Origin of the sequence: Microcystis sp. M083S1, from assembly GCF_020246405.1 — a bacterium.
Classification (GTDB): domain Bacteria; phylum Cyanobacteriota; class Cyanobacteriia; order Cyanobacteriales; family Microcystaceae; genus Microcystis; species Microcystis aeruginosa_C.
The window spans coordinates 1-12,943 of the sequence record NZ_JADBTB010000096.1; the positions used below are offsets into that span (position 1 = coordinate 1).

Consider the following 12,943-nt stretch of genomic DNA (forward strand, 5'->3'; position numbering starts at 1 on the left):
CCCTTGCCTGACTTCTTTTGATGGCTATAGTACACACAATTAACGCTGGATAATTCAGTTATGATGACAACCAACAAATTAACCAAAACCTTTGCTTCTGGCTCTCTAGCCATCGGGGTTCTCGCCGGCGCGGTGCTTACCCCTACCAGTGCGAGTGCCGATACAAAAAGTTGGCTGGATTGGACGACGTTTGATCCTATCACCAACACATATCCTAATTATCTTCAAGAGGGCGACAAAAAAGTTACGTTCGTCTCGGAAAGTGGCTTTGGGGCCGAGCCGCTGGATGAAGTTAGTCTGCTCTTGAGCGGTGATGAGTATGATTTCATATAAAGTGCCGTGACTCTGGCTGCCCCTACGCCCAATAGTAACTCTGGGTCTTTCACATATACAATCGAGGTCACTGACCCCAACAAGGATATTATCGGGGTTGCACTGGATTCAGATGTAACAGCCACCAACAACAAGATAGAGAAGACATTTGCTGAGATACCGCTCGTCTTAACTTCAACAACTGGTTCAGCGGATCCTCTTTCTGGTTTTTACTATATCGCCCCCATCAAAAAGTTGACCGTCACAGATACCATTACTAATAATCCCGGTGAAGCTCTATTCACCTTGAGCAATTCTTACAAACAAAGCGTTCCCGAACCGGGTACTATCCTCGGACTTCTGGCAGTGGGTGGTTTAGGAATGGTTTCCCGCTTCAAAAAACAAAAATAACAGTTACCAATGTCTTGCACACATTGATAACTGTGACGTTGAACAAGAACAGCTAAAGGTTAGATGCCCTGGGGGGATTTCTAGCTTTTAGCTTTTCCCTTAAGTATTGATTGTAATATAAGCCAACACCTGATTTTTGTTTTTAATCAGCTTCTGTAGGGGCGTATGGCGTCGGCCCTCCCTGCCAAGGCAATGCCTGGCGAAGGCAATTAGCCCCTACGGTGGGAAAAATTAGAGTATTGTACAGTGTAATTCTGTGCGGCCATTTAGGGGAATTCCTCAAGGCTATATAATTAAGCCTTGGGTAATTTGTCCCACCATAATTCTTGACCGCGAAAAACTGATGTCCTCTTTACTCTCCGCTATTCCCCTCGACGCAATCGCTTATAATTCCCAGGGTTTAGTACCAGCGATCGCTCAAGACTATCTTGATGCTACAGTGTTAATGATGGCCTGGATGAATCGGGAATCTCTCGAAAAAACTCTCACCACTGGAGAAGCGTGGTATTGGAGTCGTTCTCGTCAAGAATTATGGCACAAGGGGGCCACCTCGGGCCATATCCAAAAGGTGCGTCAAATTCGCTACGATTGCGATAGTGATGCTATCTTGCTGACTATTGAGCAAATCGGTGATATCGCCTGTCATACCGGCGAAAGAAGCTGTTTTCACCAAGTAAATTGGCAAAAATCACCGCCAGCGGCCGACACCCTCTCGGAATTGTTTAAGGTAATTTGCGATCGCAGAGACGATCCTCATCCGGAATCCTACACCTGTAAACTTTTGGCCGGGGGAGATAACAAAATTCTCAAGAAAATCGGCGAAGAATCGGCAGAAGTGGTCATGGCCTGCAAAGATAATGATGGCGATGCTATTGCCTCAGAAGTGGCCGATCTTTTTTATCATACTCTCGTCGCTCTCGCCTATCATCAAGTTCCTCTGCGAGATGTCTATAAAAAATTGCAAGACCGGCGCCGGTAATCAGTTATCAGTTATCAGTTATCAGTTTTAAGTGTTAAGTGTTAAGTTTCCGATTCCTGAATACCGTCTCCTGAATTCCGACTCCTGACTTGAAAATAGAGGCTGAAATAACGCAAATTCGTCAATCATACTAAATCCATTGAGTATAGGCTACATATCAGGAGAGGCACTCATGCAAGGGGAGTGACTCTTAAATTATTACAGATGTGTCAGCAGCTGCGTGTAAGCATCCCACCGAAAAACTAATGCGCGGGGGGTTTGGGGGCGGCGCCACGCCCCCAACGGGGGGTTTGGGGGGTAGAACCCCCCAAAGGCTTGGATTGAGTGATAAAATCGGAAGTAATACTAAATCCGTTGAGTATAGGCTACATATCAGGAGAGGCACTGATTTGGAAATAGAAGCTGAAATAACGCAAATTCGTCAATCAGAATATTTTCATGCTTGGCGGTGCCAACTTTGGCATCGGGACTGACGACCGACGACCGACTCCTGAATACTGTCTCCTGATTCCTACTTTATATTTGTGGTTTACGACTTAGTAATTATCGGTGCCACTCCTGCGGGGATAGAAGCGGCTTTGTTGGCTGTTCACCTCAAAAAAAGGGTGGCTTTAGTGCAACAGCCTTCTAGCGGCAATTTAGAGGCATCTGAGGACATTTTTAGCAAAGGGTACAGCCAAATTATCCATCTTTATAAACTGCTTAATCATTGGCAAGAAACGGCCATTTATCCCCAATGGCAACAGTTGCGGCAATGGTTAGAGGAAGTAGATAAAACTATTAATAAACATCATTCTTTAGCGAGATTAGCCACGGAAGGAATAGATGTGATCCCGGGTGGGGGGGAATTTGTCCGGCTGCCCCATTTGGGATTCGTGGTTAACGGTCGGCAATTGTTGGCTAAACACTATCTTATCGCTACTGGTTTTTATCCGCAAGTCCCGAAAATTTTCGGCTTAGATGAGGTTAATTATTTTACCGCTCAAACCCTTTGGCAAGAGCCAAATTTAGACAATTTAGGACAACATTTAGCGATTATTGGCAACAGCAGCATGGCTGTGAGTTTGGCACAAATTCTCCGACGTTTAGGGAAAGAAATTAGCTTAATTATCGAGGATAGTTATCTACTGCCGGATGTTGATCGGGAAATCTCCCATTTAGTTACTGCCATTTTAGAAGCGGAAGGAATTAAGATTTTACCCAACTATTGTCCTAGTCAAGTGAAAGCGATCGAGGGTCAAAAATGGTTACAATTAGGCAATCGTGTTATCGAAGTCGATGATCTCATTTTTGCTGGTAATTATCAAGTCAATGAACGGGGATTAAATTTGGCCGGGGTGGGAGTTAAACTAGAGGAGGGATTAATTAGGGTTAATCAGCAATTACAAACCGATAATTCCCGCATTTATGCCCTAAATTTGCTCAGAAATAATTATCCCGATCCTACTTTAAATCACCGGGCTGCTTTTGGGTTAGTCAAGCATCTGCTCACGGGAGAAAAATTTAACTTTAATCCCCAGCAAATTCCCTCATTTATTGCTTTCGATCCTGCTATTGCTTGGGTGGGTTTAACTGGAAAAGCGGACCAGGAGAGCTATGGTGAGGAGGTAAAGATGATCAACTATCCAATTAAAAATATAGTCCCACAGCAAATCTGGGGGGAAACCACGGGATTTTGTCAATTAATCTACCGACAAGATGGTAAAATACTGGGAGCGCAAATAGTCGGTAATCAAGCAGAGGAAATGATTAGTATTATCAGTTTAGCTTTACAAGAAAATTTAACCATACAATCCCTCAATAAAAATATTTATGCTTGGGGAAGTATGGGAGAAATTATCGGAGAAATGACGCAATTAATCCCCCCGAAAAAATCTTGGTTAACTTGGCTAAAACAATTATTTAGATAATTAGATCGAGAAGGAAGATTAAATTATGAAACCGAAATTTATTGTCTTTGAAGGTATTGACGGATCGGGAACAAGTACCCAAGCAAAACTCCTACAAGAATATTTTTTAAAGCGAGGGGAAAAAGCAGTTTTAAGTCCGGAACCTTCCGAGGGAGTCATCGGTCGTTTGATTCGAGAAATAATGCAAACTAATCTTATTTCTATCAAAGATCAAAATCAATTTGACCGACAAATGGCCTATTTATTTGCAGCTGATCGCCATTATCACTTATATAATGATCACGATGGCGTTTTTAAACTTATTCAGCAAGAACAAACCCACGTTATCACTACTCGTTATTATTTTTCCTCCCTGGCCTACAATTGCAATAATCCCGAAGAATTTGCTTTTGTTCGACAGTTAAATCAACATTTTCCCAATCCAGATTTAGTTATTTATATCGATGTTCTTCCCGATATTTCTCTAGCAAGAATTAAAAACAGAGCCATCACAGAATTGTACGAAAAACAAGAAAAATTAATAAAAGTTCGTCAAATGTTTATCGAGATATTTAAAGAATATAAAGATAATTGTTTACAACTGGATGGTAGTGATACAATAGAAAAACTTCACCGAAATATTATTAATTATCTTGAACGACTAATTTAAATCCATGCTTAGTACAGAAACCACCCCTAAATTCACCTACCAACCCCACTATAAACCCAATCAATTAATCTGCGGTCACGGCCAAACAGCAATTATCACGGGATGGACAGTAAAACAGTCCCTTGCTAAACATTTAAATCCCGACCAATACGCGGTGATTGGTAATCTTTATAGTCCCACCAGAGGAATTAGTCCCCTGCTGAGAAACTTAATAGCAAATCCCCACGTTAGATACTTAGTTATTCTCAACGCGACTAAGGAAGATAAGAACTCTGGTAGCTGTCAATGTTTGCTAGATTTTTTTAGTCAAGGATTCCAACTAGGAAAAAGTGACACAGGTGGAGAATGTTGGCTAATTAATTCTTCTATCACGGGATATGTTGACAAAGAAATTGACCGAGAAATTCTCGAAAAATTGCGTCAATCAATTCAATACCAACTGGTTAAATCCATCCCAGAAGCGATTGAAACTGTCAAAAATTATGCAGAACAATCCCCCTTACCAACTTGGGGAGAACCATTAACCTTTCCTATCTCAGAAAATCTTCCTTCTCTCCTACCTGGGACAAGATACGGTCATCGCATTGAAGGAAAAACTATTGCCGAAACTTGGGTAAAAATTCTCCAAAAGATTAAAACCACTGGCACAATTAGACCGACAGGATATGATGGTAAATGGCAAGAATTAATTGACCTAATGGCCGTTGTCACCGATGAACCCCCAGACTTTTATTTTCCCGAACCTAATTATTTGCCTATAGATAGAGCTTTTCTTACCGAATATATCGGACAAATTCTCGATGATTCCCCTATACACCAAGGAGTTAAATACACCTACGGTCAAAGATTGCGCTCTTGGTTTGGACGAGACCAAATTGAACAGGTTATTAATAAATTAATCTCAGAAATTGACGCAGCTAGTGCAGTTATGTCCCTTTGGGATGTGAAAGACCACGAAAAGGGAGGTAGTCCCTGTTTAAATCATATTTGGGTGCGAGTGGTGGAAAATGAATTGTCTCTCACTGCAATATTTAGAAGTAATGATATGTTTGCCGCTTGGCCAGCAAATGCCATGGGATTGCGTGCTTTACAGCAACATATTTGCCAAGAAATCAATCAACGCTCCCAGTATAATTTAACCCTCGGTCCATTGATTACTATTAGTCAATCGGCCCATATATACGATGATACTTGGGAGAATGTCGAACGATTAATCGCCACCCAGTACGATAAGATTGTCAATCAGCGCGACTTTTTTGACCCTAGCGGTAACTTTTTGATTTCTGTGGAAAAAGAACAAATTCTTGTCCAACAAACTACCCCCGGCAGTGGGGAAGTTGTCGCTTGTTATCAAGGCAAAAATCCCCTCAAATTAATCCGCGAGCTTGCCGCTACCAATCCCGCAATTATTCCCGAACATATCGGTTATCTGGGAATCGAGTTACAAAAGGCATACAATTGTCTCAAAAATAATCAGCTTTATATTCAAGACCAGTAGTATGTAGGAATTATGAATTATGAATTATGAATTATGAATTATGAATTATGAATTGGGAATTGGGAATTGGGAAGTATTTTTAGTGAACAGTGAACAGTAAACAGTAATCAGTGGGGTGCATCTCAATAATATTATTGTAGGGGCGAATTGCATTCGCCCTCTTTTAATAACTTCTGCTGCTCACCATAAGTGAGAGAAAATCACAAATACAAGATGCACCCAATCAGTGAACTGAAAACTCAAATCTGATAACTGATAACTGATAACTGATAACTGATTACTGGTCTTTGTTTGCCGAACCGGCGCCGCGATATTTGAGAGATGAGGAGCGAATTGGGTTGGCCACCGTGGGATTATTGGTGATTTTAACCTCCGCACCCCGATATTTACCCCCTCGCTCCTTGACAGGAGCTTCGGCGACTGTTGGCTCCATATAGGTGGCCCCACGATACTTTTTTTCGCCGGCGGTTTCCGGAGTGGGGACGGGGACATTCTTCTGCTCTTCTCGTCCTTGCCATAAAAAGGTGACGACAATCACAACTGTCAAGAGAATTAGTAGCTGAATCTGCCAAGGAGCCAAAACCAGACTCAACACTAAACTAATTACCGTGGCGGCACTGGCCAGATAAGCGATCTCATCGCTGGACTTCTGCCAGAAATAGGCAGCCAGAGCAGCGGTGAATAGTGGTAACAAAAACAAATAGGACATTCTGGGTACACCTTGTCACGCTAGTGAACCAATCTCCCTATATATTACCTCCCTAGCTTCGATCGGCGAAAAATATTAACTTAGCTTATATTACATATAAGTTTTATTTTGTCAATCCTTCTTTACAATTCGTAAAAATATTGTTACATTTATTTACATGAACTAAAAGTTAAAGCAAAACAGCCAAGACACCAAGCCGGTTCAGATTGTCTCGAGGAGTATAGGACAGAAGATGATTCCTTGAGTCCGAGACAACGGCAAAAAACTTGGCCTACTAGCTTAAAAAAGTTTTCGGGGTTTGGGTTTACCCCATTGACAGATTTGCTTGAGTTCTCCTACATAACTTAGCGCTACCTCGGCTGGACACCGAGGTTTTTTATTTTGTTACAGCGTTTTCAACTAAGTCAAACGTAGGCTCTCTTCTTCTTTGTGTGATAAGTTTAGATTATCTAGAAGCGATCAATCTTTGTGTCCTTTGTGTCTTTGTGGTTCGTTCCAGTTGGTCTCGCGTAGCGAGCGCGTTGCGACCGCCAGCAGGAATGTACCCTATAATACATTTTACCCACCAAACCCAAGAGAGCCAAACGTAGATAAATTAACTGAGCTTACCTACTTAATTAAAAATTAACTTCATTTTGATGTACAGAATCCAAATAAAACTTGATTACATCTTCTGGTGTACCCTGAGATTGCAACTGGCCCTTATTCAGCCAAATTGCTTGGTCACAGGACTCTTGAATTAAAGTCAAATCGTGGGAAACTACTAAAATAGTAGCGTTAGAATTCCAGAATTTTTTTAAACGTCGTTTACACTTATTTTTAAAACTTTCATCCCCAACGGAAAGGACTTCATCAAGAATAAGAATATCGGGGTGAACCTCTGTTGCGATCGCAAATCCTAAACGAGCCACCATCCCGGAAGAAAGAGATTTCACCGGCGCTCCCATATATTCTTCTAACTCAGCAAAGTCAAGGATATCTTTGGTTTTTTCCTTCATTTCCTGACGAGAAAATCCCAGCATTACCCCATAGAGAATAATATTATCTTTTACTGGTAAATCTGGATCAAAACCCGCTCCTAATTCAATTAGAGAGGCAATTTGTCCCCTGACTCTCACCTGTCCCTTTGTCGGTTCTAGAATACCACAAATGACTTTTAAAAGAGTAGATTTTCCCGCGCCATTAGCTCCAATGATACCTAATTTTGCTCCAGAATTAATGACTAAATCTATATCATCTAGAACTAATTTTTTGGCAGGTTGACGATATTTACCTTCAAGAAGAGAGAAGATTGTCCTTTTTAGATCATAGGAGAATTCTTCTTGAGTACGTCTTTCGAGAGACACTTGATCGAGTCGAATTACTTCTGTCATTTATAATAAATCCATAAATAAATGTCGCCAGAGTCGGAAGCAAGTCCAACCAATTCCTAAGATGATAATCCCCCCAAGTAGAGATTGAAAAATCAAACCAAAATCTGGCAATCCCGGGGAAAGGGACAATTGACGAATACTTTCGATTACCGGTAATAATGGGTTTAATAGGAGGAATGGTTGTACGGAAGGAGGAATAATTTCTGGGGGATAGAAAATCGGGCTGCTAATCCAAGCGACAAAACAAACAATTTCGTAAAAATAGGGTAAGTCTCTGAAGAAAACGTAGAGGGTACTGACAAAGAAACCCACTCCCGTGCAAACCAGAGAAAGACCGATAACGGGAAAAATCAGAGCAATTACATTAATTAAACTTTGAGACTTCCAAAGAGTTACTATAGCCAAAAGTGGAAAGATACTAATAGCAAATTGAAAAATATTTGCCACTACCATCGAAACGGGAAAAATGCTAACTGGCAGACGAATTTTATTTAAAATACTGCCATTACCGACGATACTAGGTAAAGCTTGGTTAGTGGAAGCATTAAAAAAATTTATTACTACTAAACCAGTGAAAGCCGCTAGGACATAGTTAACTATAGAATTATCAAAATAAGAGGCGAAAACCGTGCCGAAAATTGCCGTGTATAGTGCCGTCATAATCAGGGGATTTAACAAAGACCAGTAAACCCCCAGAAAAGAACCCCGATAGCGTCCCTTGAGATTACGTTCCACTAAAACACTAAGCAATTCGTAATATCGCCGCGCTGTTGACCATCTAGTTTTTGCTTGGAGATCGGTCATAGGGATAATTATCATCTCGTCAGTATTCAGTGCTTTATTCTAAACGATTACCGTCAATTTTGTCTATCGATCGAGGGAGGACTCTAGTTTTTATCCAGTTCCCGACGACTCTCCCTCTCGGGAAAAAGTTCCCCTACTAGGCCATTTATCCGGCTCAAAAAGCTTTAAAACCGCTAAAAGCCTCTTTTTTTAGGGTTGAACTCGGTTTTTAGGGATAGCCTCAGCTAATTGACCTAGACTCTAGCAGGTTTGCCAATAAAATAGATGCCGATTTAAACACAGCTAATCTCAGAAAAACCGGAGTCAAAAACCGATAACTGAACAACTTCCTAACGGCCAAAACAAGAATTTAATCTAATTGATGTCCCGTGAGTTCCACGAATATATCTTCGAGGTTGGAAGGACGACACATTACCCCAGTTTTATCGCTCAAAGTGTCCAGATAAGAGTTAGCATCGGCCACAGTGGGGAAGAATTTATAATCGATTTTATCGCCAACTTGTTTGATAACTAAACCCTCGCCATACTTAGTGCGAAAATCCGTTAGAGTTCCTAATTCGATTAATTTGCCTGCGTCCATAATGCCAATTCTGCCTGGGTTTCCCGTGGCGTTATCCTGACAGAGAAATTCCACTTCTTCCATGTAGTGAGTGGTTAATAAAATTGTCATTCCTTGCCGGTTTAAATCGCGAATTACTTCCCACAAACGACGACGATTTTGGGGGTCTAAACCGACAGTTGGTTCATCGAGAAAGAGTATTTTTGGTTCGTGAAGAAGAGCGCGAGCAATCTGTAAACGTCGTTTCATCCCTCCGGAAAGAGTTTTGGCAAGGGCAGATTTTCGATCGCTTAAACTGACATAATCTAAATAGCGATCAATTAATTCCTGTCTCTGGGGATTGGGGATATGGTGCATCCGGCCGTGAAATTCCATATTTTCCCAGACGGTTAATTCCCCATCAACGCTAATCTGTTGTAAGACTACCCCAATATTTTTCTTCACCTGATCGCGGTATTTTTTCACATCATACCCCGCCACTTCGATTTCTCCTTGACTTGCTTCGGTTAGAGTGATAATCATGCGGATTGTCGTCGATTTTCCCGCACCGTTGGGACCGAGTAAACCAAAGATTTCCCCTTTTTCGATAGCAAAGGAAAGCTCGTTAACTACCGGGAGATTATTATAGATTTTAGAAACGCGATCGAGAGCAATAGCGGCGGTCATAGTTACAAAAGTTAATATTCCAGCTATAGATTAGTGTAACCGAATTAGCCCAACTCGACGGCGATTTTATCCTTCCCCCTCGGGATCGTCCTATCGACTTTGGTTTTATCTCATCACAATCAGATTAGAATGCAGATAAAAAATCTTGACTTTGCTGCTATCAGATGCGAGTTTTTCTGCCAATTCTCTGTTTATGTCTAGGAATAGGGGAATTTTTCCTCAATCCCCCCATTAGTCCCGTCAATTCCTTTCCCGCAACCACGGTAACTCGAACGGAAACCCGTTTGCTGCTGAATTTAAAAAAAAGACGGGTTTTTGTTTACCAAGGACAGAAAATAATCGCTTCTTACCCAGTGGCGATCGGTCGTCTGGGTTGGGAAACCCCGACGGGACAATTTAGGGTGATTCAGATGGTGCGGGAACCAGTCTGGGAACATCCTTTCACTGGTCAACTGGTGCCATCGGGAAAAAACAACCCCTTAGGGGCCCGTTGGATTGGATTTTGGACCGATGGCGCGAATTTTATCGGTTTTCACGGTACACCCCAAGAAAATCTCATCGGCCGGGCCGTCTCCCACGGTTGCGTCAGGATGCGCGATCGAGATATAAAAGCTTTATTTGAAAAGGTAAAAATCGGCACTTCGGTGATAGTAGTCGCTCAATAGAAACAATGGGAAAAAATGTCACATTTACCAACACTTTACCCGATGATGTCGAGAGATCCGTCTTAACCAGTAATTTAGATAGTCAACAGTTTAAAATGAGAGAAACTGAGCCAAGAGGATAATCGGTGAATATTATTGAACTAATCGGGATCGTGGCGGGAATATTAACCACTGTCTCCTTTTTACCCCAAGTGATTAAAACTTGGCGTTATCGTTCGGCTAAGGACTTGTCCTTAACTATGTTTATTTGCTTTTGTCTGGGGGTTTTTCTTTGGCTCATCTACGGCCTTTATATGAACAGTAAACCGATTATTATTGCTAATTTTGTTACTTTTATCTTAGCGGGGACAATTCTCTATTTTAAGATTAAATATGATTAAAATAACTGACAATCCCTTGCGGCCTTATTGGCTCACGTCATGACAATTCTACAATTTATTGCGCCATCTAGGGGCGCGGATAGGATTTTTAGGTTAATTTATTGTTAAGATGATCATCTTTGACCATTGAGACCAAATTTGGGGTCAAGAAACATGAGCGATCGCATCGAGTGGATTAATGCCCTATCAACCCGTCCCTCCCTAGAAGCAGCGGTGACGGAAGTAGTGGAAAAAGTGACAGATAAGTTAGTTGGATCGGCAGATCTAGCCATAATTTTTATTTCTTCTGCCTATGCCAGCGACTATCCCCGTTTAGTTCCCTTAATCTTGGATAAACTCCCTGTTCCTGTGCTGATCGGCTGCGGTGGGGCGGGGATTGTCGGCATGGGTGACAGGGAAAAAGCGCGAGAAATCGAAGCGAGTCCGGCTTTAAGTCTCACCGTCGCCCATTTGCCCGATGTGGAAGTGCAGCCCTTCTATATCGAAGCGGCGGAAATGCCCGATCTCGACAGTTCCCCCTCTAGTTGGACAGAATTATTAGGGGTAGAAGCGGCCAAAAATCCTCAATTTATCCTTTTAGCCGATCCTTTTTCCAGTCGCATCAATGATTTGTTAGAGGGTTTAGATTTTGCCTACCCCGGTTCGGCCAAAATCGGCGGTTTGGTCAGTGGTGGCATGATCGAACGTTCTGGGGGTCTATTCTACCACGATCAACAAAAACCGCGTAATAGCTATCTCTATCGTCAGGGAACCGTAGGAATCGCCCTTTCTGGCAATATTATCGTCGAAACTATCGTCGCCCAGGGTTGTCGTCCCATTGGACCGATTTATCAGGTGAGTGAGGGAGAACGCAATATTATCATCTCCATGACTGGTAAAGGGGCCGATGGGACTCCGCAACCACCTTTAAACCTACTGCGGGATTTAATCCCCTCCTTAAGGGAAAAAGACCGAGAATTAGTGCAAAACTCCCTTTTTATCGGTATTGCTAGGGATGAGTTTAAAATGCAGTTGCGGGCCGGGGATTTCTTAATTCGCAGTGTTTTGGGAGTAGATCCTCGTCAAGGTGCGATCGCAATTGGCGATCGAGTTCGTCCGGGGCAGCGGGTACAATTTCACCTGCGCGATGCCGACACTTCCGCCCTAGATTTAGAATTACTTTTGCAAGCTTTTCCCCAAGAAAGACCTAATAGTTCAGAGGTACTAGGGGCTTTAATCTTTTCCTGTCTCGGTCGCGGGGAAAATCTCTACGAAAAACCCGACTTTGATTCGGGTCTTTTTCAGCGTTATTTCGCCAATGTTCCCCTTGCCGGTTTCTTTGGCAATGGAGAAATCGGGCCGGTGGCCGGTCGCACTTTTTTACACGGTTATACTTCGGCCTTTGCCCTCATTCGTAAGGGAATTTAACGCTATACTAAATAGTTAGTACGCTAGGGAGTAGAACGATGGTAAAAGCCCAATCTTTCTCTGACTCGGAGATTATCTATCCCGATAGTGATGGTAAACCGATGGCCGATAATACCAAACAATTTCGCTGGATTGTGACGATTAAGGAAAATCTCGAATGTTTATTCGCAGAGAATGACCATGTGTTTATCGCCGGCGATCTGTTGTGGTATCCGGTCGAGGGGGATAATAAAATCTGTCAAGCGCCGGATGCTATGGTGGTGTTTGGCAGACCCAAGGGCGATCGAGGTTCCTATAAGCAATGGTTAGAAAACCAGATTGCGCCGCAGGTAGTCTTTGAAATTCTCTCTCCGGGCAACAATAAAGCGGAAATGCGCCGAAAATGGCAATTTTATCAGCGTTTTGGCGTAGAAGAATATTATCTCTACGATCCCGATGCTAATTATCTACAGGGTTGGTGGCGCAGGGGTGATCAATTGGAGTTGACATCCTCGCCGCCCTAAAAGTGCGGCGATTCCTAAACCTCACGATTTAAGTTTCTGCTTCCACCACCGTCGCATACCACAGTTAAAAAACCATGTACTGTCTTACACAGAGTCCACAGACTTTCGCCCCATTTCA

13 protein-coding genes and 1 pseudogene are annotated in these 12,943 nt (G+C 42.4%); 10 read left to right on the forward strand and 4 right to left on the reverse strand.

The features are described from left to right. Window positions 1-60 precede the first annotated feature (60 nt). The 6 genes from IM450_RS09460 (at window position 61) to IM450_RS09485 (ending at window position 5,759) form a co-directional block, all read left to right on the forward strand. Window positions 61-333, forward strand: coding sequence for a hypothetical protein (locus IM450_RS09460; RefSeq protein WP_287671275.1), 273 nt, complete (start codon window positions 61-63; stop codon window positions 331-333). 6 nt (window positions 334-339) lie between these two features. Next, the gene (locus IM450_RS09465) at window positions 340-723 is read left to right on the forward strand and encodes a PEP-CTERM sorting domain-containing protein (protein ID WP_287671277.1); all 384 of its coding nucleotides are present in this window, start codon (window positions 340-342) and stop codon (window positions 721-723) included. A 343-nt stretch (window positions 724-1,066) separates the two neighbouring features. Then, complete coding sequence (gene hisIE / locus IM450_RS09470; protein ID WP_002804335.1) at window positions 1,067-1,702, forward strand: bifunctional phosphoribosyl-AMP cyclohydrolase/phosphoribosyl-ATP diphosphatase HisIE; 636 nt, start codon at window positions 1,067-1,069, stop codon at window positions 1,700-1,702. 524 nt (window positions 1,703-2,226) lie between these two features. Beyond that, the gene (locus tag IM450_RS09475; RefSeq protein ID WP_287671280.1) at window positions 2,227-3,612 is read left to right on the forward strand and encodes a dihydrolipoyl dehydrogenase family protein; all 1,386 of its coding nucleotides are present in this window, start codon (window positions 2,227-2,229) and stop codon (window positions 3,610-3,612) included. A 25-nt stretch (window positions 3,613-3,637) separates the two neighbouring features. Further along, window positions 3,638-4,261 (forward strand): dTMP kinase, encoded by a 624-nt coding sequence (gene tmk / locus IM450_RS09480; protein ID WP_287671282.1) that lies wholly within the window; start codon window positions 3,638-3,640, stop codon window positions 4,259-4,261. Window positions 4,262-4,265: 4 nt separating this feature from the next. Next, window positions 4,266-5,759 carry a thymidylate synthase gene (locus tag IM450_RS09485; RefSeq protein ID WP_287671284.1) on the forward strand — a complete coding sequence of 498 codons (1,494 nt, stop codon included), beginning with the start codon at window positions 4,266-4,268 and terminating at the stop codon, window positions 5,757-5,759. 277 nt (window positions 5,760-6,036) lie between these two features. On the opposite strand, the gene IM450_RS09490 is transcribed toward IM450_RS09485, so the two are convergent. The 4 genes from IM450_RS09490 to IM450_RS09505 form a co-directional block, all read right to left on the reverse strand. Next, on the reverse strand, window positions 6,037-6,468 hold the full coding sequence (locus tag IM450_RS09490) for a DUF4278 domain-containing protein (protein ID WP_004163613.1): 432 nt from the start codon (window positions 6,466-6,468) through the stop codon (window positions 6,037-6,039). A 617-nt stretch (window positions 6,469-7,085) separates the two neighbouring features. Further along, window positions 7,086-7,841, reverse strand: a complete 756-nt coding sequence (locus tag IM450_RS09495) for an ABC transporter ATP-binding protein (RefSeq protein WP_004163611.1) — start codon at window positions 7,839-7,841, stop codon at window positions 7,086-7,088. Next, window positions 7,842-8,645, reverse strand: coding sequence for an ABC transporter permease (locus tag IM450_RS09500; protein WP_173351115.1), 804 nt, complete (start codon window positions 8,643-8,645; stop codon window positions 7,842-7,844). A 349-nt stretch (window positions 8,646-8,994) separates the two neighbouring features. Further along, entirely contained in the window at window positions 8,995-9,870 is an 876-nt protein-coding gene (locus IM450_RS09505; RefSeq protein ID WP_287671290.1) for an ABC transporter ATP-binding protein, read from the reverse strand. 164 nt (window positions 9,871-10,034) lie between these two features. Here IM450_RS09505 and IM450_RS09510 point away from each other — a divergent pair, with 164 nt between their 5' ends. The 4 genes and pseudogenes from IM450_RS09510 to IM450_RS09525 all read left to right on the forward strand — a co-directional run. Beyond that, window positions 10,035-10,535 (forward strand): L,D-transpeptidase, encoded by a 501-nt coding sequence (locus IM450_RS09510; RefSeq protein ID WP_287671292.1) that lies wholly within the window; start codon window positions 10,035-10,037, stop codon window positions 10,533-10,535. 125 nt (window positions 10,536-10,660) lie between these two features. Continuing rightward, on the forward strand, window positions 10,661-10,915 hold the full coding sequence (locus IM450_RS09515) for a SemiSWEET transporter (RefSeq protein ID WP_002739519.1): 255 nt from the start codon (window positions 10,661-10,663) through the stop codon (window positions 10,913-10,915). Window positions 10,916-11,068: 153 nt separating this feature from the next. Continuing rightward, on the forward strand, window positions 11,069-12,322 hold the full coding sequence (locus IM450_RS09520; protein WP_287671294.1) for an FIST signal transduction protein: 1,254 nt from the start codon (window positions 11,069-11,071) through the stop codon (window positions 12,320-12,322). Window positions 12,323-12,360: 38 nt separating this feature from the next. After that, window positions 12,361-12,807: pseudogene (locus tag IM450_RS09525) on the forward strand (Uma2 family endonuclease); the annotation flags it as partial. Window positions 12,808-12,943: the final 136 nt, after the last annotated feature.

What these genes read in the sequence shown, in the direction of transcription:
- tmk (WP_287671282.1), top strand. Translation starts at nt 3,638, where the DNA reads ATGAAACCGAAATTTATTGTCTTTGAAGGTATTGACGGATCGGGAACA.
- IM450_RS09495 (WP_004163611.1), bottom strand. Translation starts at nt 7,841, where the DNA reads ATGACAGAAGTAATTCGACTCGATCAAGTGTCTCTCGAAAGACGTACT.
- IM450_RS09485 (WP_287671284.1), top strand. Translation starts at nt 4,266, where the DNA reads ATGCTTAGTACAGAAACCACCCCTAAATTCACCTACCAACCCCACTAT.
- IM450_RS09500 (WP_173351115.1), bottom strand. Translation starts at nt 8,645, where the DNA reads ATGACCGATCTCCAAGCAAAAACTAGATGGTCAACAGCGCGGCGATAT.
- IM450_RS09490 (WP_004163613.1), bottom strand. Translation starts at nt 6,468, where the DNA reads ATGTCCTATTTGTTTTTGTTACCACTATTCACCGCTGCTCTGGCTGCC.
- IM450_RS09505 (WP_287671290.1), bottom strand. Translation starts at nt 9,870, where the DNA reads ATGACCGCCGCTATTGCTCTCGATCGCGTTTCTAAAATCTATAATAAT.
- IM450_RS09510 (WP_287671292.1), top strand. Translation starts at nt 10,035, where the DNA reads ATGCGAGTTTTTCTGCCAATTCTCTGTTTATGTCTAGGAATAGGGGAA.
- hisIE (WP_002804335.1), top strand. Translation starts at nt 1,067, where the DNA reads ATGTCCTCTTTACTCTCCGCTATTCCCCTCGACGCAATCGCTTATAAT.
- IM450_RS09460 (WP_287671275.1), top strand. Translation starts at nt 61, where the DNA reads ATGATGACAACCAACAAATTAACCAAAACCTTTGCTTCTGGCTCTCTA.
- IM450_RS09520 (WP_287671294.1), top strand. Translation starts at nt 11,069, where the DNA reads ATGAGCGATCGCATCGAGTGGATTAATGCCCTATCAACCCGTCCCTCC.